The following is a 24,010-nucleotide window of genomic DNA, read 5'->3' as shown; positions in this document are numbered from 1 at the left end:
GAAGAAAAGAGGAATGTAATGGCGAAAAATAAAACTGTATTTTATTGCACGGAATGCGGCGCGCAAACGTTGCGTTGGAGCGGTCAATGCATGCAATGCGGTGCGTGGAATACGCTTGAGGAGCGCGTAGTGAGTGCGAAAACTTCGCATACTGTGAAGGCGACCTCGGACACGCGTGCATTGCGGTTCAGTGAAGTTAATGCCGATGCGACTCGACGTTGGCCGATCGGTGATCGTGAATGGGACAGGACGTTAGGGGGCGGCATTGTCCCGGGAAGCCTGATCCTACTCGGCGGAGATCCGGGCGTCGGTAAATCCACACTGATTTTGCAAGTAGCCGCTGTTCTTGCGGAAAGTCACTCCGTTTTATACGCCAGTGGTGAAGAGTCTGCGTCCCAAGTGTTACTGCGGGCACAGCGTTTGGGTATACCCACGGACAATTGCTACCTTCTTTCCATGACTGATTTGGAACAGGTACTGGCCGAAGCAAAACGGCTGGAGACCGATGTTCTTGTTATTGATTCCATTCAAACAATGCAGATGTCGGATGCTGACGGCATAGTGGGCAGTGTCAGCCAAGTCAAAGAATGTACGCAGGCACTGTTGCATTTCGCAAAAGAGACCGGTACGGCGGTTATTATTATCGGTCATGTCACCAAGGAGGGGAATATTGCCGGACCGCGCCTTTTGGAGCATATGGTCGATACGGTCTTGTATTTGGAAGGAGAAGCAGGGCATCCGTTGCGTGTTTTACGTGCTGCCAAAAACCGTTTCGGAGATACCGCGGAAAGCGGTGTGTTCAGTATGCAAACAGACGGCCTTGCCGCGGTCAGCGATTTGTCACGCATGTTGCTCGCCGATCGTAGTGAAGCGCAAATCGGCACGGTGGTATTTGCCGGCTTGGAAGGGATCCGTCCGCTGCTCGCCGAGGTACAGGCATTGACCAATCCTACTGCGTTTGGATATGCAAAACGTACGGCTGTAGGATATGATCAAAACCGATTAACGGTGCTGTTGGCCGTTCTTGCGAAACACGCGGGAGTCGGCGTGGCTGAGCAGGATGTGTATGTCAATGTCGCAGGTGGTTTGCGTATTACCGAGCCGGCAATTGATTTGGCCGTGGCATTGGCGATTTTCTCCGTGTTGTACAGTAGCCCGGTTTCCCCGCAAACAGCGGCGATTGGTGAGGTTGGTTTAACCGGGGATGTCAGGCGGGTGCCGCAAATCGAAAAGCGCTTGCAGGAACTTTCTAAAATGGGTTTTAAAACAGTTTATCTGCCGGCAGCAAATTATACGGCATTAAAAGAAACCCCGGATCATTTACAATTAGTTCCGTTAAAGCATTTACGAGAATTACGGCAGAGTATTTTAAAATAATCTTGATTTGTAGTCATAATATCGCTGTGCTATGATAATATTTATGCGGAAGGTGGTGAAACTATGATCGAAAAGCTACTGCGCTTTTTGTTTATTGGACTTTTTATTATTCTTGGCGTAGTACTTGCCAATCAACTTCACCCGTATTTAGCGGATTCGGCATTCTTCGGGATGGCATTTTGGCAGTGGGGAGTTTTCGGCGTCACATTGCTTTGGTTGTGCACCATCCTTTTGGGGGCACTTCTAGGATACGTTGTCGGTAATGTAGCCGCTCCGTATTTGTTCCGAAAATTGCGCGCGTTTACCGCTTGGGGCGAACGTACGATTACCGGGATTTCCTTGCTTGACTTGGTTTTGGGGATTCTCGGACTTTTTCTCGGTCTTATTATTGCGAATTTGCTTGGCTTAGCATTTAACAATTTACCGCTGATAGGACCGTATATTCCGATTGTGCTGAGCATTGTTTTGGGATACATGGGAATTTATTTAGCAATCGGACAAAAAAATCAGCTTAGCGCTATTATTGCCAATTGGCGTCAGGGGCGGGATAAAGAACCGAAAGAAGCAAATTCCGGTCCTTACGGCAAGATTTTGGACACCAGCGTGATTATTGATGGACGTATTGCCGATATCGCAAAGACAGGATTTTTGGAAGGACCGTTGATTGTACCTGTCTTCGTATTAGAAGAATTGCAATATATTGCCGATTCCTCAGATGTCCTAAAGCGTAATCGCGGTCGCCGCGGACTCGATATTTTAAACGAGATGCAAAAGCGCAAAATTATTGAAGTCAAAATTGTGACGGAGGACTTTGATGAACAAACGGAAGTGGACGCAAAATTAATTCAACTCGGCTTGGCGCATAGGGCAACCGTGATAACAAATGATTACAATTTAAATAAAGTAGCGGAATTGCAAGGCGTTCACGTTTTAAACATTAACGACCTGGCGAACGCTGTCAAACCCGTCGTCATTCCCGGAGAGCAACTTCTTGTGCAAATCGTCAAGCAGGGCAAAGAAGAGGGTCAAGGGGTGGCCTATTTGGATGACGGCACGATGATTGTTATCGAAAATGGCAAATCGCAAATCGGCAATAATGTTTTTGTGATAGTTACCTCGGTATTGCAAACTTCAGCAGGGAAAATGATTTTTGCTCGATATGAAGCGCAGCAAGGAGGATCATGACAAGTATTATCGTAGTGGCCGCGGGGAGCGGTCGACGCGTTGGTGCCGATTGCAACAAACTACTGTTGCCGGTAGGCGGTCGCCCTCTTTTGGCGTATACGCTTTTGGCTGTCAGCAACGCCCAATGCTGTGATGAAATTGTTATTGCAGTACATGCGGGTGAAGAAGATATCGTTCAAAACCTGGTGAATGATTTATTACCGGATGTTTCCGTAACCCTGGTTACCGGGCGGGATACACGGCAGGAATCGGTGCAGGCGGCTCTGGAAGCCGTCGATCCGTCGGCGGAATTTATTTTAATCCATGACGGTGCACGTCCTTATGTCACACCGGAAGATATTGATGCGGTAGCAGCGGCTCTCAGTAGTGCCAATGGAGCACTGTTGGTGCAATCGGTACAAGACACTGTTAAGCACAAGGATTCGCAAACACGCCGCATTACGACGATCCCGAGAGACGATATTTATTTGGCACTCACACCGCAAGGATTTCGGCGTGAAACGCTTTATAGGATGTATCGGCAAGAACAATCCGTCCTTCAAAAAGCGACGGATGATGCGAGTTTGTTGGAGTTGATGGGAGAAAATCCTGTATTGGTGGTAGCACAATCGCCAAATAAAAAAATTACGACGTGGAAAGATTATCTTTCGTTTCAAGAGTTCGTTGCGCAATCGGGGATTGTTCGCATCGGTAGCGGGTATGATATTCATCGCACTAAACCGGGGAATGCAGTAACACTTTGCGGTGTGACCATTCCGGCGCCGTTTGCGTTGGAAGGCCATTCGGATGCCGACTGTGCTTTGCATGCATTGACGGATGCGCTGTTAGCGGCAGCGGGTAAGCCGGATATAGGGACGTATTTCTCCGATACCGATGAACAGTATCGTGGAGTCCGGAGTGGTATACTGTTGCGGAGAGTTGTGCAGGAACTGCTTGCGGACGGATTTCTCCTGCAAAATGTAACGATTACTATCATTGCGCAAGCACCCAAATTACAGAAATATATTTCCGATTGTATCGCAACACTTGCTCAATTATTATGTTTACCTGATACACGCATTGCCGTGCACGCGACAACCCATGAAAAATTGGGACCGATCGGCGAGCAGAAGGGAATAGCGGCAATGGCCAGTGCCACTATTATAGAAAGGATGAGACAGTAAATGACAGAACCAGTACGTGTGCGTTTTGCGCCCAGCCCGACCGGTCCGTTTCATATTGGCGGAGCGCGTTCGGCATTATTTAATTGGTTATTGGCGAAGAACACCAACGGAAGCCTTATTTTGCGTATCGAGGATACGGATTTAGAACGTTCGACACGGGAGTCAGAAGAGAATATCAAAGCAGCACTACGTTGGTTAGGAATTACCTGGGATGAAGGCGTCGATGTCGGCGGTCCGGAAGAACCATATCGTCAAAGTGAACGTTTGGACATCTATCGCCGGTATACAGAACAGCTGTTAAAAGAGGGTAAAGCATATCGTTGTTACTGCACCGCCGAGGAACTGGAAGCTTCTCGGCAAAAGCAGCTTGACGAAGGTAAAACGCCGATCTACGATGGTCATTGTGCCCATTTAACCCCTGAACAGGAAGAAACGTATAAAAAAGAAGGACGCGTACCTACGATTCGTTTACGTTGCCCGCAAAATGAAACACTTGCTTTTGAGGATTTAGTACGTGGTCACGTCAGTTTTGAATCCAACGGCGTTGGTGACTTTATCATTGTTAAATCTGACGGTATGCCGGTTTACAACTATGGTGTCGTGATCGATGATGCTCGTATGCAGATCACGCATGTTATTCGCGCTGAAGAGCACTTGTCCAATACGCCGCGTCAGCTGGTGATTTATCGCGCACTTGGGTTTAAAGAGCCGAAGTTTGGCCATATTTCTTTGATCCTCGGCAAGGATCACAAGAAAATGAGTAAACGCCACGGTGCGACGGCGGTAGAGCAGTACAAAAATATGGGCTACCTGCCGGAAGCGATCATCAACTTCTTAGCCTTATTGGGTTGGTCGAGTGCCGAGGAAAAAGAAATCTATTCGGTGGAAGAATTGATTCAACAATTTTCTATGGATCATGTTTCGAAAAATCCGGCAGTATTCGATATTGATAAGCTGAACTGGATCAATTTCCATTATATGCAAAACCTGTCTACGGATGAGTTGGTGGATATATTGTTGCCGCAATTGCAAAAAGCGGGATTTATTTCGGCAGATGCCGGCGTGGAGGATCGCGCTAAGATTGCCGAGATCGGTGAACTTTATCGAAAACATCTGTCTTATGGTGAACAGATCATCGAACTTGCGCGTCCTTTGTATGAAGCGGCGCCGGAACTGACAGAAGAAATGCAGGGGATACTTGCGCAGGATACCAGCAAGACCGTTTTGGAAGCGTATCGTGCGAAGTTGGAAAATGCGCCGGAAGATACGGCTGAATATTACAAAGCTGCGATTAAAGAAGTACAAAAAGAAATCGGCATTAAAGGCAAAGACCTTTACATGCCGTTGCGAATTGCTCTGATCGGTGCAATGCATGGTCCGGATATTGGTGGACTCGTGCACAGTATGGGTAAAGCGGAAGCGATGTCCCGACTTTTGCAAAAGCAATGATAGCAAGCTATCTGGCTGAAAAGAAAAACACGGTGAGTACCCACCGTGTTTTTCTTTTGTAAAAAACTTGACTTAAAATACACAACTATGTATAATTATAAAAAATATTTCAAGGGTGGTGAATTTCGTTTTAGAGATCAGGAGAGCCAATAGTATATTTTATTTAACGAAGGCGATAAAGGAGTGAGAGTTATGAAACAATGGTGGAAATGGATAGCTCTGTGTATAGCTGTATTAGCAGTGGCCGGTTGCGGTGGGACAAAATCGGATGCGCCACAGTCCACTACATGGAAAGTGGGAACCAATGCAACGTTCGTACCGTTTGAATACACTGACGATTCGCATCAATTGAACGGTTTTGATATTGAATTGTTTAATGCAATCGCTAAAAAAGCGGGCATGCAGGTAGAATACAAAAATATTTCATTTGACAGTTTGATTCCTGCTTTGGGAACGCAACAAATTGATGCTGCGGTTTCAGGGATGACGATTACTAAAGCCCGTACCGAAAAAGTAGACTTTAGCTTCCCTTATTATCAATCCGGTTTGGGTGTATTGACGAAAGACGGAACAGCAGTGGCGGATCTTTCCGAATTGAGCGGGAAGAAAGTAGCGGTGCAATTGGGGACGACGGCGGCGGAAAAAACGTCTGAAATTTCCAATCTTGAAATACGGACGTTTGATAACAATTCCGAATCATTACTTGAACTTACGAAAGGCGGCGTAGATGCGGTGATCGCTGATTTGCCGGTGCTGCAATACTATCTGACAACAAAAAAAGACAGTGTAGCTAAACTAAGCGTGATTGAAAGCAAGGAGCCGGAATATTTCGGTATCGCAGTAAAAAAAGGTAATAAAGAAGTGAAAGATAAAATTAATGCAGCGCTGCAGGAACTTAAAAAAGACGGTACCTTGGATGCTCTGTATCAAAAATATTTCAACCAGGACGCACCGGTCATGCCGGAGAAGTAAACTTGAAATTTTAAGAACGATTACGTAAAATAAATATATTAGAAGAAGGGGAGTGTGAACGGAATGGCAAAAAAATGGACACAATTGTTAATGCTGGTTATTTGCTCGTTGGCGTTGTTGATCTCCGGTTGCGGCGGTAACGATGCGGATAAGGGTGGCGCAGCAGGTGGAGACAAGGTATTACGGGTAGGTGCGGAAACGACATTCCCGCCATTTGAATTCGCGGATGAGAAAGGCAATTACAGCGGATTTGATTTGGATTTGATCCATGCGATTGCGGCGGATCTCGGTTACAAAGTCGAATTTAAGAGCATGGGCTTTGATGCGTTGATTCCGGCGTTGAACAGTAAGCAGATTGATGTTATTATTTCAGCGATGTCGATTACAGATGAACGTAAAAATGTCGTTTTATTCAGTGATCCGTACTACAAATCCGGCGTTGCGATTGTCACCAATAAAGCGAACCAGGATATTCAAGGTAAAGCGGATCTTGAAGGTAAAACCATTGCTTGTCAAATCGGCAATACCGGTTCGATGTTGGCCTCGGAAATTCCGAATGCCAAGGTGATTAATTTTGATGGGGCCAATCAGGCATTTCTGCAGTTGAAAAATGGCGGTGCCGATGCGGTTATGATCGACTTACCGGTAGCACAGGATTACATGAAGAAAGATGCGGATAAAGCGTTTCAAATCATGGGGGACGTTTTGGAAGCGGAAGATTACGGTATTGCGGTTAGCAAAGACAATCAAGAATTGATGAAAAAAATCAACGCTTCGCTCAAGAAACTCAAGGATAATGGTGAATATCAAAAAATTTATGAAAAATGGTTTGGTACGCAGAAATAACTATACGTTAGTAAAAGAACCGTCTGCCAGCAGACGGTTCTTTTTTGAATTAAATAAGAGCACGAGACATGAATAAATCCCATTGACTTTGTATAAAAATGCAAATATAATAAGACCTATCAAATATTAAGAAAGGTGAGATCATGAGCTTTAACTTCCAATTAATTGGGGACTCGTTGCCCTTGCTTTTAGCAGGTGCCCTGGTAACTATTGAAATCACAGCCTTAGCCGTCGGCATCGGCTTTTTTATCGGTTTGTGCGTGGGCATCGCGCGCCTGTCGAATATCAAACCCTTAAAATATTTAGCGATTATTTATGCCGATACGATTCGCGGAACGCCGCTTCTGGTGCAAATCTTTTTGATTTATTTTGCTCTACCGCTTTTAATCCACCAGCAGATTAATCCCTTTGCCGCCGCCGTTATTGCGTGCAGTATCAATAGTGGCGCGTATGTCTCGGAGATTTTCCGGGCGGGTATTCAGGGGATCGATGCCGGTCAAATGGAAGCGGCCCGGTCGTTGGGGCTTACGTGGTGGCAAAGCATGCGCCTGATTATTTTACCGCAGGCGTTCAGCAAGATTCTGCCGCCGCTCGGGAATGAATTCATTGCCATGCTCAAGGATACATCATTGGTATCGGTTATCGGCTTTGAAGAATTGACTCGTCGCGGCCAGTTGATTATTGCCAAAACATACGGTTCTTTCGAAATTTGGACCACGGTTGCGATTATTTATTTAATCATGACAGTCTCCATTACACAGCTGGTGGCTTTCTTGGAGAGGAGAAATACGATTCATGATAAACGTTAACCATTTGTATAAAGATTTCGGTTCGTTGAAGGTGCTGAAAGACGTTACTTTTTCTGTTGCAGAAAAGGAAGTGGTCGTTATTATCGGTCCTTCCGGATCGGGTAAGAGTACCGTTCTGCGTTGCATCAATTATTTGGAAACACCGACATCGGGCTCCATCATAGTGGATGGCTTAGATCTTTCCAATAAAGCGAACTTAAATGATGTTCGGAAAGAAGTCGGGATGGTTTTCCAACGGTTTAATTTGTTCCCGCATAAAACGGTACTGGAAAATATTATTTTAGCGCCGATGCAGGTGCGCAGAATAAGTCGTGATGAAGCGGTCGAAAATGCGCGTAAATTACTGCAAAAAGTCGGTCTCGCCGATAAAGAAGATGCCTATCCTGAACAGTTGTCCGGCGGCCAGCAGCAACGTGTCGCGATCGCTCGTGCATTGGCGATGAAGCCGAAAGCACTTTTGTTTGATGAACCGACTTCCGCGTTGGATCCTGAAATGGTTCGTGAAGTATTGGATGTCATGAAAAAGCTCGCTTTGGAAGGCATGACGATGGTTGTGGTCACTCATGAAATGGGATTTGCTCGCGAGGTTGGTGATCGCGTGATTTTCATGGATGACGGTATGCTCATTGAAGAAGGAACGCCGGAGCAGATTTTTACTGCACCGCAAGAAAAGCGTACGCAGTCCTTTTTGTCTAAAATTTTATAAAATAAATTTAAACATGCAACATCATCATTAAAAATAAATTGACAATTTGCATTGCATTATGCTACCATATCAAAAGTAACCGCATGTGCGGTAGTTGTTTTTTGTCAGGAGGAATTGGCATGCAAGGTAAAGTAAAATGGTTCAGCGCTGAAAAAGGCTACGGCTTCATCGAACGTGAAGATGGTGGCGACGTATTTGTACACTTCTCCGCGATTCAGGAAGATGGCTACAAAAGCCTCAGCGAAGGTCAAGAAGTAGAATTCGACATTGTCGAAGGACCGCGTGGACCGCAAGCTGCGAACGTTTATAAACGTTAAGATTTTCTTTTCCAATATAAACATCAATAAACACATCCCTAGGGATGTGTTTTTCGTTATAAAAAAGGATAATGCGTGTCAACGGCGAATATATTATCAAGCAAGAAAAAAAGCTATGCAGGGAGGAAATCATATGAAATTATCAGTTCGCGGTAAAAGTATGGATGTAACGCCTGCTTTACAGCAGTATGTTGAAAAGCATACGGACAAGATTCAACGCTATTTCGACAAAGAGATTTCTTTGCATGTTCTTTTGTCGGTCACTAAAAATACCCAAAAAGCAGAAGCGACGATGCAGGTAGACGGCATTTTCATTCGTGCCGTGGAAAAATCGCAAGACATGTACAAGTCCATTGATATCGTTTTTGACAAATTGGAACGTCAAATTCATAAATACAAAACGCGTTTAGCCAAGCGTTTCAAAGGTCGTCAGGTCTTGAATGATAGGATTCTTGCACCGACTGCTCCGGCAGACGCTCATGGAGCCGAGCCGGAAGGCGAATCGTTCGAAGTCGTTAGACATAAAAGTTTCGGCATGAAACCGATGTCGACGGAAGAAGCGATTTTGCAGATGCACCTTTTGGATCATAATTTCTTTATTTTTAAAAATGAGGAAACAGATCTGATTTCTGTTATTTACAAACGTGATGACGGAAAATACGGAGTGATTGAAACGAAAAAATAAAAAATATCAAAAAAGGAGGGGTTATAACCCCTCCTTTTTTGACTACAAAATGGCCATCTGATACAATAAATTAGATATATCCCGAGATAGAGGGAAAATGATCAAAGGGAGTGGGAATTGGTGTTTAGCTTTTTAGAAAAACTGTTTGGCGGCTCACAAAACAGCCAACTGAATAAAATGCGCAGTACAGTGGCCGATATCAATGCCATGGAGGACAGCATCAAGCAGTTGAGTGATGCGTCTTTGACAGCCAAAACGGATGAGTTTAAGCGCCGTCTTAATAACGGCGAAACATTGGATGATATTTTACCGGAAGCGTTTGCCGTTGTGCGCGAAGCTTCGCGTCGCGTATTGGGCATGCGCCATTTCGACGTACAACTTTTAGGCGGCATGGTCCTTCACAGCGGTAATATCGCCGAAATGAAAACGGGCGAAGGTAAGACGCTGGTTGCAACATTGCCGGTGTACCTGAATGCACTAACCGGTAAAGGCGTGCATGTTATTACCGTTAATGACTACCTGGCTAAACGTGACAGCGAATGGATGGGGAAACTTTACCACGCATTAGGCCTTTCTGTTGGTTTGATCGTCCATGATCTGGATTTTGCGCAACGCAAACAAGCATACGCGGCCGATATTACCTATGGCACTAACAACGAGTTCGGATTTGATTATCTCCGTGATAACATGGTTATTCATGCCGAACAAATGGTGCAACGCCCGTTGCACTACTGTATCGTTGACGAAGTGGACAGTATTTTGATCGATGAAGCGCGTACGCCGCTCATTATTTCCGGCCCCGGTGAGCGCTCTACGGATCACTACTACACGATGGCGAAAGTGGTACCGAAGCTGATCAAAGACGAAGACTATACGATCGACGAAAAAGCGAAAACCATTGCGCCGACCGAGCAGGGCATCGCCAAAGTCGAAAAAATGCTGAATGTGGAGAACCTCTACGATTCGGAAAACCTTGAATACAACCATTTACTCGTACAGGCATTGCGTGCCCATGCGATGATGGTTCGCGATAAAGACTACGTGGTGAAAGACGGAGAAGTCGTTATTGTCGATGAATTCACAGGTCGCTTAATGTTCGGTCGTCGCTATTCGGACGGTTTGCACCAGGCGATTGAGGCGAAAGAAGGACTGAAAGTTGAGCGCGAAAGTCAGACACTGGCTGCGATTACTTTCCAAAATTACTTCCGTATGTATGACAAACTTGCCGGTATGACCGGTACCGCAAAAACGGAAGAACAGGAATTCATCAAAATCTACGGTCTGGAAGTATTTGTCATTCCGCCGAATAAGCAAATTCAGCGTGTTGATATGGCGGATGTGATTTATAAAACCAAAACCGCCAAATATCGTGCGGTTATTAACGAAATTCAGAAACGCTACGCGAACGGACAGCCGTTATTGGTCGGCACAACGTCGATTGCGCAGTCGGAAGAACTCAGTCATATGCTCAAAAAGCTGGGAATTCCGCATAATGTTTTGAACGCCAAATTCCATGAAAAGGAAGCGGAAATTGTTGCACAAGCCGGGCAAAAAGGACAGGTCACGATTGCCACTAATATGGCCGGGCGCGGTACCGATATCGTTTTGGGTGAAGGAGTGCCGGAATTAGGCGGTTTACATATTATCGGTACGGAGCGTCATGAAAGTCGCCGTATCGATAACCAGCTGCGCGGTCGTTCCGGCCGCCAGGGCGATCCCGGGTCTACTCAATTCTTCCTTTCGCTGGAAGATGACTTGATGCGCATCTTCGGCTCCGACAGCATTTCCAAAATCATGGATAAGATGGGAATGGAAGAAAACGAAGAAATTCAGAGCAGTCTGGTTACAAAATCTATCGAAAAAGCCCAGAAAAAAGTAGAAAATCGTAACTTTAATATCCGTAAATACATCCTTGAATACGACGATGTCATGAACCAGCAGCGTGAAGTACTGTATGATCAACGCCGCCGAATTTTAATGGGCGAAGATTTGAAAGAGCAAATCCTGTCTATGACTGATCGCATCATTTTAGATGCGATGAATCAATTCGCGGATGAAAAATTGTACCCGGAAGAATGGGACTTCCCGGGGATGCTTAAGTACTTGGAAAGCTATTATCTTGCACCGGGACAAATTACGCTGGCACAGATTGAAGATTTAAGCCGTCAGGATATTCTGGATTTACTCTTGGATACCGCGCACCGTATGTACGAAGAACGCGAAAAACAAATCGGTTCGGAAAACATGCGTGAGCTGGAAAAAGCGATTCTGCTCAAGGTGGTTGATGCGAAATGGATGGATCACCTCGATGCCATGGATATGCTTAAAGAGGGGATCGGCTTGCGTTCCTACGGACAAAAGAATCCGTTGGTCGAATACAAGTTCGAAGCCTACGAAATGTTCCAGGAAATGATGCAGTCGATTCAGGAAACGGTTGTCATGTATCTGTACCATATTCAGATCACGTTTATGCAACCTGTGGAAACTGAAGATCATCTGCAACACGCGACATCGCACTTCGGCGATGAACCGGCTCCAATTGAACCGGTGGAAAAGAAATTACAAAAATAAGGATGTGATGCCCACATGCTGGAAGATTTAAAACAGCCGTTGGAAAGTTTGAGAGAGAGAATCATAGAAATCAGGGATTCACTTTGACCTGCCTACATTAAAGGAAAGATTGGTCAATTACGATATAAAGATGAGTGATCCGAACTTCTGGAATGATGCCGACAATGCGAAAAAGGTCTCCAAAGAAGCAACGGATTTAAAAGATACGATCGAAACGTATGAATCGCTTTCGGAACGCATCAAAGAAGTGGAACAACTTTGGCAGTTGGCACTCGCGGAGGAAGACGACTCGCTAGAAGGGGAAATTCAAAACGAATTGGATGAGCTTTCCGCCATCGTAGAGGCCAAAGAGATCGAGCTGATGCTGTCGGGCGAATATGACGGCAATAACGCGATTTTGACGTTGCATGCAGGAGCCGGAGGTACCGAAGCACAGGACTGGACACAAATGCTGTTGCGGATGTTCACCCGTTGGGGCGAGCAGCATCACTTTAAAGTGGAATTGGCCGATATTTTGCCCGGTGATGATGCCGGTGTAAAAAGTGCGACCGTCACTTTTGAGGGTAAAAATGCATACGGCATGTTGCGCGCGGAAAAAGGAGTACATCGCTTGGTGCGCATTTCACCGTTTGACGCAGCAGCACGGAGACATACCTCGTTTTCCGCGGTCGATGTCATGCCGGAAATTGCTGATGATGTAGTTGTCGATATTAATATGGACGAAGTTCGTGTGGATTATTTTCGCGCCAGCGGCGCAGGTGGTCAGCACGTCAACAAAACGAGTTCCGCCGTGCGAATGACACACTTGCCTACCGGCATTGTGGTGCAATGCCAAAATGAACGTTCCCAGATGCAGAACCGTGAGCAGGCCATGCGCTTCTTACGGGCGAAACTGTTTGAATTGGAATTGGAAAAACGCGAACAGTTGCGGAAAGATATTGGCGGTTCGCATGAAGCTATTGAATGGGGCAGCCAGATTCGTTCCTATGTATTCCATCCGTATACGATGGTAAAAGATCATCGTACCGGTGTAGAAACCGGTAATGTGCAAGCGGTCATGGATGGCGATTTAGATCCGTTCATTGAAGGTTATTTAAAACAGAAAATGAAGAAATCTGAGGCGAAACCATGAAAAAATTTTTCCTGCTTATCATCATTCTGCTCTTAATCGTTTTTGGGGTAGGGTGGTTTGCGTTACCGAAGATGGTAGAAAACGGTTTGGAAAGCTATCTGGCGGAAAAAGTGCCGTCGGAAAAAATGGAAGTGAAAATGGATTTACAGAATCCGTTATTGCTTTTGGCGGGAACGGTGAGCCATATTCGTGCTGACGGCTCGCGGGTAGCGTTAGATCCGTTGACGTATGATCGCTTGACGATTGATTTACACAACGTCAAATTTAACATGCGGAAATTGCTCGCTGACCACCGTTTTGAACCGGAATCTATAGGCGGCGGTACACTGGGGGCGACATTGACGGCAGCGGATCTGCAAACTTACCTGCAGGGGCATGTCGATAATATCGACAATTTACAAGTGAAAATTGATGATCGCCAAATCAACGTTACCGGTAATGTTGACTTGGCCGGATTATTATCCGGTACGGTTCTTGTTTCGGGTGAACCGCTTTTATATGACAATGTTCTGCAAATTCGTCCGACCGATTTGAAATTTAATAATATGGGCTTTGCCGGTGTTACGACTAATTTTATGAAACCGATTAAGGTGTATGATTTCCGTGACTTCCCATGGCCTGTTACAGCGAATAAAGTAGAACTCAGCAATCACAGCGTCGTTATGACGGCGTTGGTTCGTTAGGATGGACCGATGTTTGATTATTTGAAAAAGAATGCGATTTTTATAGTGTTGTTGGGGATTGCATTTATAGCTGCAGGTGCCGTTAATTGGCAACGAATGACCGTTGAAAACGCCAATCGCAGTGTGGAAATGGTCTATGATTACGGACATGTCACGGAACTTGCAGCAAGCGAAGGAAAAACTGTAGACGAGGCGCTTGCCCTGTTTCGCAAGGCAGGCGTCACGTCTTTTGCCGTTTATGACGCTACCGTTGAAAAACTTATCAACAACGGTTATGTACAGATCTCATCCCAACTTTCAACAGAGGATAAAATGCGCTTGGGCATGGCTTCGGATTCTGTCGTTATGACGGCGACCGAAAAAACCGGAGCCAATGAACGTTTGCAGGAAGCAAGCGAAGACTTGGCTTTACGACTGCCTCAAGGCGCAGTGACGAAAGCCACCACATCGGACGGAAAATTCATGCTGGGAATTAAGGCGATTGACGAAAAGGCTCTCCATCAAATGAGTCTCGGCATTTCGGCTGCTGAAATAAAAGACATTCAGAGCCGTGGGTTCGGCGTAGTTGTACGACCAACGAATTATACCGCTATGACTAAGGCGAAGGCGGATCATTTCCTGACACGCTTGGATGCAAATGAACCTGTGCGCGCTATTATTTTTGTCGGCCAGGAAGCATTCGGATACCCTGGCCAGATGGATTATATCGGCGAAGGACTAAAGGCGCGCGGCATTCCGGTGGCGTTGCTGGAATCGCCGACACAGTTGCAATTTGAAAAGCAGCTGGGCGCCGTGGATATGGTGAAACACCTGGACTATTATGGTGTGCGCGCCTATAGTATGTTTCGCGATGAACTGGTGAAATTGAGCGCGGAGGAGGCTTCGCAGCGTCATTTCATCAGCGACACGGAACGTAATATTCGATTAAATTTGTTTTCCACGTATAAACGACCGATTCCCGGCAAAACTCTTTTAGAGTCGGACACGAGCTACATCGCTTTAACGGCTGAAAAACTGCAGGCGCACGGTTACACACTCGGTAAGGCAAGCGTCATGCCTCATTTTCATGAAAGTCGCGCTTTACAGTTGCTCGTATTATTGGGTGTGGGCGCATTAACCGGAGCCGCATTTTGTGCATTGACCGGAGCTCGCCGAAAAATCGGTTATGGGCTGGCACTGCTTACGTTTATCGGCTTAGGGACTTTGCTTTTTACCCACTGGCAAATTCTTGCTCGTCAGGTAGCAGGCTTGTTGATTGCGGTGACTACGCCGACGGTAGCCATGTACGGTGTTTTCCGTTATTGGCGGCAAGTCGATTGGCACGAAATGGAATCGCGTTGGAGTTTATTCGGGAAAGCGATTGTGCAATTGGCGCTTGTCAGTCTGTTTTCTCTTCTTGGTGGCTGGCTTTTAAGTGCAATATTAGCGGCGACGCCTTTCTTTATGGAAATGGAAATTTTCCGCGGCGTTAAAGCGGCATTTTTATTGCCGGTTATATGTGTAGCTATTTTATATGTACGCATTTTCCCGACGTTTCGCAGTCACGCGTATGAGAATTGGCAAGATTTTCCTGATTTCGCTGCTCGGTTTTTACACCTGCCGGTACGCGTAGGAACCTTGATGTTGGCCGGATTTATCGGCATTGCAGGACTGATTTTCATTGGTCGCAGCGGCCATGAAGAAGGAGTACCGGTATCGCAGTTGGAAATTTCATTACGACGTTTCTTGGAATCAACGCTTGCGGTGCGTCCACGGTCAAAAGAATTCTTGATCGGACATCCGGCCTTTTTGCTTGTACCTCTTGCTTTGGCGAAACGTTGGCCGCAGTGGTTGCACTTTTTATTGGTCATCGCTGCGGGTATTGGCCAAGCTTCGATAGTAGAAACGTTTGCACATATGCGCTCCCCGTTATGGATGAGTACGTTACGGGGTGTAAATGGTGTATTGATTGGTATCTTGGTAGGGGTTATTGTGATTCTCGGAACTTATGTGTTAAGTGCATTGAACGGATACAGGAGTCGGGCGAATGAAGAGGCCTAGAATCCTGATATCCGGTTATTACGGATTTGGAAACGCCGGCGACGAAGCGATGCTGACGGCTATTTTGGGCGCATTGTATGAACGTGAACCCAACGCAATAGTGACCGCTATCTCCGGTAACCCTGCACAAACACGCGAAACGCATGGTGTACGCGCCATTTCCCGTTTGGCAATGCCTCAAATTTTGCGCGAAGTAAGTCGTTGTGATTTACTGATCAGCGGCGGTGGGAGCTTGCTGCAAGATGTAACGAGCAAACGTAGCTTGTATTATTATCTGGGCATTATTCGTTTGGCACTTTGGTGTAAAAAGCCGGTGTTTTTATATGCACAGGGGATCGGACCGTTATTCCGACCGGCGGCTCGCAACACGGTGAGAGATGTTTTGAATCGTACTCAAGCGATTACGGTTCGCGACGAAGGCTCGCAAGCACTTTTGACCGAGCTGGGTGTTACAACCCCACCGATTGCCGTGACAGCGGACGCCGTGTTGGCGATGCATCCGGGGGATCCTGATATCGGCCGCATGTTAATGCGACGGTACGGTGTTTCCGGCATTGCACCGAAAATCGGCGTGTCGGTGCGTGAATGGCCCGGAAACGGTCAGTATAAGCATAAACTTGTACAAGCCTGCGATGAACTGCAGCACCGGACAGAAGGCCAGATCATTTTTGTACCGATGCAATACCCGGAAGATAAAGCGGCGGCCGAAGATATTGCAAGTGCCATGCAGAAGCCGGCGGTTGTTTTGGACGAAGCATATACCACCGCAGAACTCATGGGAATTATCGGCGCCCTGGATGTGTTAGTAGGTATTCGTTTGCATGCGCTGATTTTTGCCGCTTTAATGGGTGTACCTTCGGTAGGAATTTCGTATGACCCGAAAGTGGATCGTTTTTTGGAAAGCGTTGGCGAAAAAGCTATTGCAACCATTGACACTGTGGATGTCGATGCATTGGTAGAACTTACTTTGAAACGTTTACAGGCAGGTGTTTCCGATACGGAGCGTAAACAAATAGCGATCTTGCGCTCCCGCTCGGAAGCGACAGCGGACTACGCACTCCGGTTATTGGGAAGGGAGAAGCATAATGACAGCACTCACAGAGAAACAATTTAGCGAGGTCACAGCCTTTGCCCGGCAAATGCGTCGTGATATTTTAAAAATGGTGACAGACGCGAAAAGTGGGCATCCCGGCGGATCATTATCAATTACTGATTTGCTGGCATTGCTTTATAACGTGGAGATGAATATCGATCCGATGGATTCGCATCGTCCGAATCGTGACCGTTTGGTGCTTTCCAAAGGCCATGCTGCACCAGGTTTGTACGCGGCATTGGCGGGCAAGGGCTTTTTTGCTAAAGACGAACTTTGGCATTTACGTAAAATTGATGCTATGCTGCAAGGCCATCCGGACATGAAACATACACCGGGGGTGGAAATGACGACAGGCTCTCTTGGACAGGGATTCAGTGCGGCATGCGGTATGGCCTTGAATGCAAAACTTGAAAATGACGCGTATCATACGTTTGTTATTGTAGGTGACGGCGAATCGCAGGAAGGTCAAGTATGGGAAGCTGCAATGTTTGCAGGCCATTATAAACTGGATACCTTGACGGCGTTTGTCGACTTTAACGGATTGCAAATCGACGGTAAAATTACTGATGTTATGTCGCCGTTACCATTGCCGGAAAAATTCTGCGCCTTTAATTGGCATACTATTGAAGTGGACGGCCATGATATCAATGCGCTGCACGAAGCAATTACCGAAGCGCGAGAAACAAAGAACATGCCGACTGCTATTATTATGAAAACCGTAAAAGGCAAAGGAATTCGTGAAATGGAGAATCAGGCAGGTTGGCATGGCAAAGCTCCATCGCTCGAACAATACAACTTGTATATAAAAGAATTGGAGGATGAATAATGGCCAAAGCAACGCGTGATGCATACGGCGAAATCCTGAAAGAATTGGGGGCCGAGAATCCAAAGATTGTTGTTTTGGATGCTGATTTATCTTCGTCTACCAAAACAGCGGAATTTAAAAAAGTCTTTCCCGAACGACATTTTAACTGTGGTATTGCCGAGCAAAACATGATGGGGGTTGCCGCAGGTTTTGCGACAACGGGAAAAATTCCCTTTGCTTCGACGTTTGCTGTATTCGGCGCCGGTCGTGCCTACGAACAAATCCGAAATTCTATTTGCTATCCTAAACTCAACGTTAAAATTGCGGTGACGCATTCCGGTCTGACTGTCGGTGAAGACGGAGCGACGCACCAGATGCTCGAAGACATTTCGCTGATGCGTACACTGCCGAATATGACGGTAACCGTTCCGGCGGATGCCTCCGAAACGAAGGCTATTATTCGTTGGGCCGCTGACTATGAAGGTCCGGTTTATATTCGTATGGGCCGTGCCAAAGTGGAGGATGTTATGCCCGAAGGCTGTACGTTTACACCGGGCAAAGCGACATTATTGCGTAATGGCGCCGATGTAACGCTTATGGCGTGCGGTGTAATGGTGGCGCCGGCATTAGAGGCAGCGGAAATTCTTGATGCGGAAGGGATTTCAGCACGAGTCGTCAATATGAGCAGCATTAAACCAATTGATGTGTCGGCCATCCATGAAGCGGTCAAGATGACCGGCGCGATTGTTTCTTGTGAAGAACACAATATGATTGGCGGTTTAGGTGCGGCGATTGCCGAGGTGCTGGTTCAATCTGCACCGGCGCCCATGGAAATGGTCGGTACTGAAGATACTTTCGGGGAGTCCGGAACACCGGATGCGTTGTTGGAGAAGTACGGTTTGACAGCAGCACATATTGTACTAGCCTCGAAACGTGTTATCAGTCGAAAGAGCAGAGTATAATGATTCGCTTTGAAAATGTGAGCAAGCGGTACGGTAATAATACCGCATTGCGAAATTTAAATTTACATATTGAAAAAGGTGAATTTGTCTTTCTCGTCGGACCGAGTGGGGCGGGGAAATCTACTTTTATTAAGCTGCTTTCGCATGAAACCGTGCCGGACGAAGGTAAAGTTTTCGTCGACGGGATTGAAGTTAATCGCTTAAAAAAGAGTAAGATCCCGTACCTGCGCCGTAAACTCGGGATCGTTTTTCAGGACTTCCGCCTTTTGCCGAACAAAACGGCATTTGAAAATGTCGCTTTTGCTTTAGAAGTTATGGAAGTTTCGCGCACTGAAATTAAGCAGAAAGTACATAACGCGTTGGAGCTTGTCAATTTGACAGCCAAAGCCAACCAATTACCCGCCAATTTGTCGGGGGGCGAACAACAACGCGTAGCGATTGCCCGTGCACTGGTTAATCGCCCGGTTGTCTTAATCGCCGACGAACCGACAGGAAACTTGGATCCGGCCACAGCACAAACCATTATGCAGTTGTTTAATCACATCAATCATCTTGGTACCACGATCATCATGGTGACGCATGCGAAAGAGCTCGTTAATAGTATGCATAAACGTGTTCTGACGATTGAAAACGGAGAGATTGTGCGTGATGTACAGAAAGGGGCTTACGATGAAAATTAGAACCTTTTTGTACTTTCTCAAAGAAGCGTTTCGTTCGTTCTTTCGTAACGGCTGGATGACAATCGCTTCGATTTTGACAGTGACCTTATCCCTGTTTATTTTAGGCATGTTCATGACTACAGTCTGGAATTTAAATCACGCTGCTTCTTACCTGGAAAATCAGGTTGAGCTAAGTGTGTACTTAAAAGACGGACTGACGTCAGAGCAGATTCATGCAGTGGAACAGAAAATTAAAAGCGTTCCTCAGACCAAGTCCGTAGCTTTTGTAAATAAGGATCAGGCACTCGCGGAATTTAAAGATCGCTTGGGCGATCAAAGTTACTTGCTGGATTCCTTAAATGGCAATCCGTTGCCATCTTCCTTTACGGTCGTTTACGAAACACCGGAAGGAGTCCATCACGGTGCAGAATTATTTGTGAACTATCCAGAAGTGGAAAGCGTTCAATACGGACAGGAAACAATTGAAAAATTATTCCAATTCACGCAGATTGTCAGAATCGCTGGGATGATTTTGATTGTCTTCCTGGCCTTTGCTACGATTTTTATCGTTTCCAATACGATTCGTTTGACCGTTTACGCGCGACGTAAAGAAATAGAAATTATGAAATACGTCGGCGCTACGAACGGATTTATTCGTTGGCCGTTTCTTTTGGAGGGTATGATTCTCGGTACAATAGGCGCCATTTTTGCAGGCATTTTCTTGTGGCAATTGTACGTATGGGCGCTGCGGGAATTAGTTGCCAATGGATTTGCATTTTTGCCCTTGATTCCGGTATATCCTTTTATTGCGCAAGTGGCAGCCATTTTACTTGTGGCCGGTATTTTGATCGGCGTTGTCGGCAGCGCGATTTCGGTGCACAAGTACATGAAGGTATAGCTTATGAGACGATGGAAAAAAGGAGTAGCATGGCTTCTAATATGGGCGTTCTGTCAAGGGTTTGCAGTACCGTCGTTGGCAGAAAACTTAGAAGATGAGCTTTCTGATGTGCAATCACAAATGAATGAAGCACAGCACCGTAAAGAACTTGCTGAGGAGCAAATCGGTTCTGTTTCCGAACTGTTGCGTCAGATTCAAAGTGAGCTGGATGTGGCTTTGAATGAGTTGCATGCAATAGAGGTGCAGCAATCGCAAGTCAATGCCCAAATTCAACAAACTGAAGTGGAACTCGCTGCTGCGCAAAAGCGATTGGACGAACGTGAACGGATTTTAAATAAACGCTTGCGTGACGTATATATGCACGGCAAGCTGAATTATTTAGAAGTTATTTTAGGTGCGAAAAACTTTACCGATTTTGCCAATCGCTTGGAATTTTTAAAACGAATCGTTTCGGCCGATCTGAATTTGATTGCGGAAATTCGCGCCGAACGTGAGCTTATTTTGCAGAAAAAACAGCAGTTGGAAGCACAACGTCAGCAGTTGGCACAACTGCAAGCCGAAGCGGAAGCAAAGAAGACCGTTGTCGAAAATAAAAAACAGGATCAACTGATCGTCTTAGCACGCTTACAAGATGAAAAGGCATTAGCAGAAGCGTCTTACGCGGAATTACAAGCTACCAGTCAGGATATCGAAGCACGCATTAGAGCACGGCAACAACAAGGTGCCAGTGCCGGACAGGTTGTGCATGGCAGTGGTGTTTTCGTTTGGCCGACAAGCGGTCCTATCACATCACCGTTCGGTTATCGTATTCACCCGATTTTCGGCACGCAGATTTATCATTCGGGCATCGATATCGGAGTCGATACCGGCACGCCTATTGTAGCAGCGGATAGCGGTGTTGTCATTGAAGCGGACTGGCTCGGCGGTTACGGCTATGCCGTTGTTATTGATCATGGGAATGGTTTGAGTACTTTGTACGGACATAACTCCGAGCTGGCGGTTTCGCCGGGGCAGAGTGTGCAACAGGGACAAGTTATAGCATATGCCGGTTCTACCGGTTATTCGACTGGACCGCATTGCCATTTTGAAGTGCGTGTTAACGGCTCGCCTGTAGACCCGATGGGATATCTCTGATGAAACAACCATGGAATTTTAAATACCTGGTACGTGCAGTAGTGACGGGAACTATTTTTGTTATTTTGGTTTTATTGGCAACATCCTATCTTCTGTTTGGCAGTGTTGAAGATGGCGTGCGATTTGCGCGTGTGTTGCTTACGGTACGGCATGATTACGTCCATCGCCCCGATCCGGAGCAATTGACTGACGGGGCTATTGGCGGCCTAGTACAAAGCTTGAATGATCCATACTCCTATTATTTGCCGGCGGGTGACTTTGCCCGTTTTACGAAATCCATAGAAGGCAAGTTTGTGGGTGTAGGCATCATTCTGACAACCGACAGCGAGTTTCCCCGCATCGTTCAGGTTTTGCCCGGCGGAAGCGCAGAAGCAGCGGATATTCCGGTAAACGGATATATTGTTGCTGTAGATGGGGAAACCACCAAGGGAATGCCATTGCCTAAAACGGTTGAAAAAATCACCGGCCCCGCGAATACGCAGGTAACGATTACGGTACGCAGTGATAACGGAGACCGAGATTTTACGCTGCAACGTAAAGAGTTTTCTGTTCCGACGGTAACGCATGAGATGATGGCGGAGCAGATTGGCTATTTACGCATCGGTCAGTTTACGGAACATACCCCGGAGGAAGTAAACCGGGCGCTGACGGAATTAAAATATCAGGGTATGCAGCGTCTGATCTTGGATTTACGCAAGAATCCGGGAGGCTCGTTGGCAGCCGTAACAGCGGTGGCGGATCATTTTGTGTCGCAGGGGGAATTGGTACGAATTGTGCCGCGCTCCGGCAAAACCGAGGTTATCAAAGTGAACGGCAGCAATGAGCGCGTGCCTCTTGTGGTTTTAATTGATCATGACAGTGCGAGCGCCAGTGAGATTTTAGCAGCAGCGATTCGGGATCACCAAACCGGTATTTTGATGGGTACGACAACGTATGGGAAAGGAACCGTACAAAGCGTACTGCCGGTCTCCGGTGAGACGGGACTGCGCTTGACGATTGCAGAATATTACAGTCCGAATGGAAGCAGCATTAACGGATATGGTGTTACGCCTGACATCGATTTGGGAGCGGAAGCGGATACACCACAAGCACTGCAGACAGCTATTGAAGAAGTCAAAAAAATCAAATAGAGGCGATAGATGCCTCTATTTGATTTTTTTGAATGAATTATGTAACATGAGATTAATTTAGCAGAAACTATTACATTAAGCGCTTTGTGCGCTTTGAAGAGAGGCGGAACAAGATGTTTATCGACCGCGCAAGAATTTTAATAGAATCAGGTTCCGGCGGGAACGGGATGAGCAGTTTCCGTCGTGAAAAGTATGTACCCAAGGGCGGTCCGAGTGGTGGCGATGGCGGGCACGGCGGTGCCGTTATTTTACGTGCGACGCGCAACATGAACACGTTAATTGATTTTCGCTATCGCAGGATCTTTAAAGCGAAACCGGGCGAAAACGGACAATCAAGCAATAAATTCGGGAAAGATGCCAATGATTTATACATTGATGTTCCCTTGGGAACATCTGTGTATGATGATGAGAGTGACAAGTTACTGGCCGACTTAGTAGCGGACGGCGAAGAGTATGTTGCACTTAAAGGCGGTCGCGGTGGCCGCGGAAATGCGCGCTTTGCCACCAGTGCCAATCGGGCACCGAAATTTGCGGAGCAGGGGGAGCCGGGGCAGGAACGTTGGTTACGCTTGGAATTAAAAGTGTTAGCCGATGTGGGAATTATCGGGTATCCGAGCGTAGGCAAATCTTCGCTGATTCGCAAAGTATCCGCCGCTAAACCGGAAGTGGCTGCGTATCCGTTTACTACACTTACGCCGAGTTTAGGTGTAGTCCGTTTGGACGAAGAGAGACAATTCGTGATGGCAGATATCCCCGGCCTCATCGAAGGTGCCAGTAAAGGTGTCGGCTTAGGACATCAGTTCTTACGTCACGTGGAGCGCAGTAAAGTGTTGTTGCACATGGTGGATGTCACCGGTTCCGAAGGGCGAGATCCATTGGAAGATGTTGAAATTATCAACACCGAACTGGCATTGTATAGTGACCTGTTGCCACAGAAGCGCCAATTAATTGTTGCGAATAAAATAGATGTTTTGTCTGATATTGAGGCGCTGAGGACGTTTACTAAAATACAAACAGAAAAAGGGCGAGAAGTCTTTCCCATTTCCACTGTGACCGGTGAAGGGATTCCCGCACTGCTGCAGCGGACCTGGGAGGTTTTGCAAGAGGTAGCAATGGAATCGCAGGAAGAGCCGGCTGTCATTGATGAAGCGATATATGATGAAACGCCGCAACCGGATTTTACGTTGACGCGTGGCGATGATGCCGCTTATGAATTACATGGCCGTCGGATCAAACGACTGGTTGGCATGACAAACTTTGATGACGATTATTCCGTTCTTCGTTTTCAAAAAATTTGGCGCTATATGGAACTTGATGAATTTTTGCGTGAGCAGGGTGTGAAACAAGGCGATACAGTTCGCATCGGAGAAGTCGAATTTACCTTTGAGGAGTAA

Annotated in this window: 22 protein-coding genes; all 22 read left to right on the top strand. The window is 46.5% G+C overall.

The window, feature by feature from the left end; genetic code table 11:
- Window positions 1-18: 18 nt before the first annotated feature.
- The 22 genes from radA (at window position 19) to obgE (ending at window position 24,010) form a co-directional block, all read left to right on the top strand.
- Entirely contained in the window at window positions 19-1,377 is a 1,359-nt protein-coding gene (gene radA / locus KIB08_RS01055; RefSeq protein WP_303988486.1) for a DNA repair protein RadA, read from the top strand.
- A 63-nt stretch (window positions 1,378-1,440) separates the two neighbouring features.
- On the top strand, window positions 1,441-2,562 hold the full coding sequence (locus KIB08_RS01050) for a PIN/TRAM domain-containing protein (protein ID WP_303988485.1): 1,122 nt from the start codon (window positions 1,441-1,443) through the stop codon (window positions 2,560-2,562).
- Window positions 2,559-3,725, top strand: a complete 1,167-nt coding sequence (gene ispD / locus KIB08_RS01045) for a 2-C-methyl-D-erythritol 4-phosphate cytidylyltransferase (RefSeq protein ID WP_303988484.1) — start codon at window positions 2,559-2,561, stop codon at window positions 3,723-3,725. The genes KIB08_RS01050 and ispD overlap by 4 nt, the downstream gene beginning before the upstream one ends.
- Entirely contained in the window at window positions 3,726-5,174 is a 1,449-nt protein-coding gene (gene gltX, locus KIB08_RS01040) for a glutamate--tRNA ligase (RefSeq protein ID WP_303988482.1), read from the top strand. It begins immediately after the preceding gene.
- Window positions 5,175-5,366: 192 nt separating this feature from the next.
- Window positions 5,367-6,146 (top strand): basic amino acid ABC transporter substrate-binding protein, encoded by a 780-nt coding sequence (locus KIB08_RS01035; protein ID WP_303988480.1) that lies wholly within the window; start codon window positions 5,367-5,369, stop codon window positions 6,144-6,146.
- 63 nt (window positions 6,147-6,209) lie between these two features.
- Window positions 6,210-6,992, top strand: a complete 783-nt coding sequence (locus tag KIB08_RS01030) for a basic amino acid ABC transporter substrate-binding protein (protein WP_303988478.1) — start codon at window positions 6,210-6,212, stop codon at window positions 6,990-6,992.
- 143 nt (window positions 6,993-7,135) lie between these two features.
- Window positions 7,136-7,801, top strand: a complete 666-nt coding sequence (locus tag KIB08_RS01025) for an amino acid ABC transporter permease (protein WP_075938689.1) — start codon at window positions 7,136-7,138, stop codon at window positions 7,799-7,801.
- Window positions 7,788-8,507, top strand: a complete 720-nt coding sequence (locus KIB08_RS01020; protein ID WP_303988475.1) for an amino acid ABC transporter ATP-binding protein — start codon at window positions 7,788-7,790, stop codon at window positions 8,505-8,507. The genes KIB08_RS01025 and KIB08_RS01020 overlap by 14 nt, the downstream gene beginning before the upstream one ends.
- 119 nt (window positions 8,508-8,626) lie before the next feature.
- Window positions 8,627-8,824 (top strand): cold shock domain-containing protein, encoded by a 198-nt coding sequence (locus KIB08_RS01015; RefSeq protein ID WP_075938691.1) that lies wholly within the window; start codon window positions 8,627-8,629, stop codon window positions 8,822-8,824.
- A gap of 133 nt (window positions 8,825-8,957) precedes the next feature.
- Window positions 8,958-9,509 (top strand): ribosome hibernation-promoting factor, HPF/YfiA family, encoded by a 552-nt coding sequence (gene hpf / locus KIB08_RS01010; RefSeq protein WP_303988472.1) that lies wholly within the window; start codon window positions 8,958-8,960, stop codon window positions 9,507-9,509.
- Between the two features lie 117 nt (window positions 9,510-9,626).
- Window positions 9,627-12,080: a preprotein translocase subunit SecA gene (gene secA, locus KIB08_RS01005; protein ID WP_438362029.1), complete on the top strand. Its 2,454-nt coding sequence runs from the start codon at window positions 9,627-9,629 to the stop codon at window positions 12,078-12,080.
- Between the two features lie 15 nt (window positions 12,081-12,095).
- Window positions 12,096-13,212, top strand: a protein-coding gene (gene prfB / locus KIB08_RS01000) for a peptide chain release factor 2 (protein WP_368487374.1) whose coding sequence is annotated in 2 segments (ribosomal slippage) — window positions 12,096-12,164 and window positions 12,166-13,212 — 1,116 coding nt in all. Because the reading frame shifts where the segments join, the coding sequence is not laid out codon by codon here.
- Window positions 13,209-13,895, top strand: a complete 687-nt coding sequence (locus KIB08_RS00995; RefSeq protein WP_303988468.1) for an LmeA family phospholipid-binding protein — start codon at window positions 13,209-13,211, stop codon at window positions 13,893-13,895. The genes prfB and KIB08_RS00995 overlap by 4 nt, the downstream gene beginning before the upstream one ends.
- 9 nt (window positions 13,896-13,904) lie before the next feature.
- Complete coding sequence (locus KIB08_RS00990; RefSeq protein ID WP_303988466.1) at window positions 13,905-15,935, top strand: DUF5693 family protein; 2,031 nt, start codon at window positions 13,905-13,907, stop codon at window positions 15,933-15,935.
- Window positions 15,922-17,049, top strand: coding sequence for a polysaccharide pyruvyl transferase CsaB (csaB, locus tag KIB08_RS00985; RefSeq protein WP_303988464.1), 1,128 nt, complete (start codon window positions 15,922-15,924; stop codon window positions 17,047-17,049). The genes KIB08_RS00990 and csaB overlap by 14 nt, the downstream gene beginning before the upstream one ends.
- A complete protein-coding gene (locus KIB08_RS00980) occupies window positions 17,021-17,854 on the top strand; it encodes a transketolase (RefSeq protein WP_303988462.1) in 834 nt (277 codons plus the stop codon). The genes csaB and KIB08_RS00980 overlap by 29 nt, the downstream gene beginning before the upstream one ends.
- Window positions 17,854-18,795, top strand: coding sequence for a transketolase family protein (locus KIB08_RS00975; RefSeq protein ID WP_303988460.1), 942 nt, complete (start codon window positions 17,854-17,856; stop codon window positions 18,793-18,795). Before KIB08_RS00980 ends, KIB08_RS00975 begins: the two co-directional genes overlap by 1 nt.
- Complete coding sequence (ftsE, locus tag KIB08_RS00970; RefSeq protein WP_303988458.1) at window positions 18,795-19,475, top strand: cell division ATP-binding protein FtsE; 681 nt, start codon at window positions 18,795-18,797, stop codon at window positions 19,473-19,475. The genes KIB08_RS00975 and ftsE overlap by 1 nt, the downstream gene beginning before the upstream one ends.
- Window positions 19,465-20,352, top strand: coding sequence for a permease-like cell division protein FtsX (gene ftsX / locus KIB08_RS00965; RefSeq protein ID WP_303988456.1), 888 nt, complete (start codon window positions 19,465-19,467; stop codon window positions 20,350-20,352). Before ftsE ends, ftsX begins: the two co-directional genes overlap by 11 nt.
- Window positions 20,353-20,355: 3 nt before the next feature.
- Complete coding sequence (locus KIB08_RS00960) at window positions 20,356-21,486, top strand: murein hydrolase activator EnvC family protein (RefSeq protein WP_303988454.1); 1,131 nt, start codon at window positions 20,356-20,358, stop codon at window positions 21,484-21,486.
- Window positions 21,486-22,616 (top strand): S41 family peptidase, encoded by a 1,131-nt coding sequence (locus KIB08_RS00955; protein WP_303988452.1) that lies wholly within the window; start codon window positions 21,486-21,488, stop codon window positions 22,614-22,616. The genes KIB08_RS00960 and KIB08_RS00955 overlap by 1 nt, the downstream gene beginning before the upstream one ends.
- 113 nt (window positions 22,617-22,729) lie before the next feature.
- A complete protein-coding gene (gene obgE, locus KIB08_RS00950) occupies window positions 22,730-24,010 on the top strand; it encodes a GTPase ObgE (RefSeq protein ID WP_303988450.1) in 1,281 nt (426 codons plus the stop codon).

The sequence above is a fragment of the Negativicoccus succinicivorans genome, assembly GCF_018372215.1.
In the GTDB taxonomy this organism is placed as follows: domain Bacteria; phylum Bacillota; class Negativicutes; order Veillonellales; family Negativicoccaceae; genus Negativicoccus.
This window is presented reverse-complemented; position numbering and strand designations above follow the sequence as displayed.

Excerpts from the sequence above, each read along its gene's own strand:
- radA (WP_303988486.1), top strand. The coding sequence starts at position 19 with ATGGCGAAAAATAAAACTGTATTTTATTGCACGGAATGCGGCGCGCAA.
- KIB08_RS01050 (WP_303988485.1), top strand. The coding sequence starts at position 1,441 with ATGATCGAAAAGCTACTGCGCTTTTTGTTTATTGGACTTTTTATTATT.
- ispD (WP_303988484.1), top strand. The coding sequence starts at position 2,559 with ATGACAAGTATTATCGTAGTGGCCGCGGGGAGCGGTCGACGCGTTGGT.
- gltX (WP_303988482.1), top strand. The coding sequence starts at position 3,726 with ATGACAGAACCAGTACGTGTGCGTTTTGCGCCCAGCCCGACCGGTCCG.
- KIB08_RS01035 (WP_303988480.1), top strand. The coding sequence starts at position 5,367 with ATGAAACAATGGTGGAAATGGATAGCTCTGTGTATAGCTGTATTAGCA.
- KIB08_RS01030 (WP_303988478.1), top strand. The coding sequence starts at position 6,210 with ATGGCAAAAAAATGGACACAATTGTTAATGCTGGTTATTTGCTCGTTG.
- KIB08_RS01025 (WP_075938689.1), top strand. The coding sequence starts at position 7,136 with ATGAGCTTTAACTTCCAATTAATTGGGGACTCGTTGCCCTTGCTTTTA.
- KIB08_RS01020 (WP_303988475.1), top strand. The coding sequence starts at position 7,788 with ATGATAAACGTTAACCATTTGTATAAAGATTTCGGTTCGTTGAAGGTG.
- KIB08_RS01015 (WP_075938691.1), top strand. The coding sequence starts at position 8,627 with ATGCAAGGTAAAGTAAAATGGTTCAGCGCTGAAAAAGGCTACGGCTTC.
- hpf (WP_303988472.1), top strand. The coding sequence starts at position 8,958 with ATGAAATTATCAGTTCGCGGTAAAAGTATGGATGTAACGCCTGCTTTA.
- KIB08_RS00995 (WP_303988468.1), top strand. The coding sequence starts at position 13,209 with ATGAAAAAATTTTTCCTGCTTATCATCATTCTGCTCTTAATCGTTTTT.
- KIB08_RS00990 (WP_303988466.1), top strand. The coding sequence starts at position 13,905 with ATGTTTGATTATTTGAAAAAGAATGCGATTTTTATAGTGTTGTTGGGG.
- csaB (WP_303988464.1), top strand. The coding sequence starts at position 15,922 with ATGAAGAGGCCTAGAATCCTGATATCCGGTTATTACGGATTTGGAAAC.
- KIB08_RS00980 (WP_303988462.1), top strand. The coding sequence starts at position 17,021 with ATGACAGCACTCACAGAGAAACAATTTAGCGAGGTCACAGCCTTTGCC.
- KIB08_RS00975 (WP_303988460.1), top strand. The coding sequence starts at position 17,854 with ATGGCCAAAGCAACGCGTGATGCATACGGCGAAATCCTGAAAGAATTG.
- ftsE (WP_303988458.1), top strand. The coding sequence starts at position 18,795 with ATGATTCGCTTTGAAAATGTGAGCAAGCGGTACGGTAATAATACCGCA.
- ftsX (WP_303988456.1), top strand. The coding sequence starts at position 19,465 with ATGAAAATTAGAACCTTTTTGTACTTTCTCAAAGAAGCGTTTCGTTCG.
- KIB08_RS00960 (WP_303988454.1), top strand. The coding sequence starts at position 20,356 with ATGAGACGATGGAAAAAAGGAGTAGCATGGCTTCTAATATGGGCGTTC.
- KIB08_RS00955 (WP_303988452.1), top strand. The coding sequence starts at position 21,486 with ATGAAACAACCATGGAATTTTAAATACCTGGTACGTGCAGTAGTGACG.
- obgE (WP_303988450.1), top strand. The coding sequence starts at position 22,730 with ATGTTTATCGACCGCGCAAGAATTTTAATAGAATCAGGTTCCGGCGGG.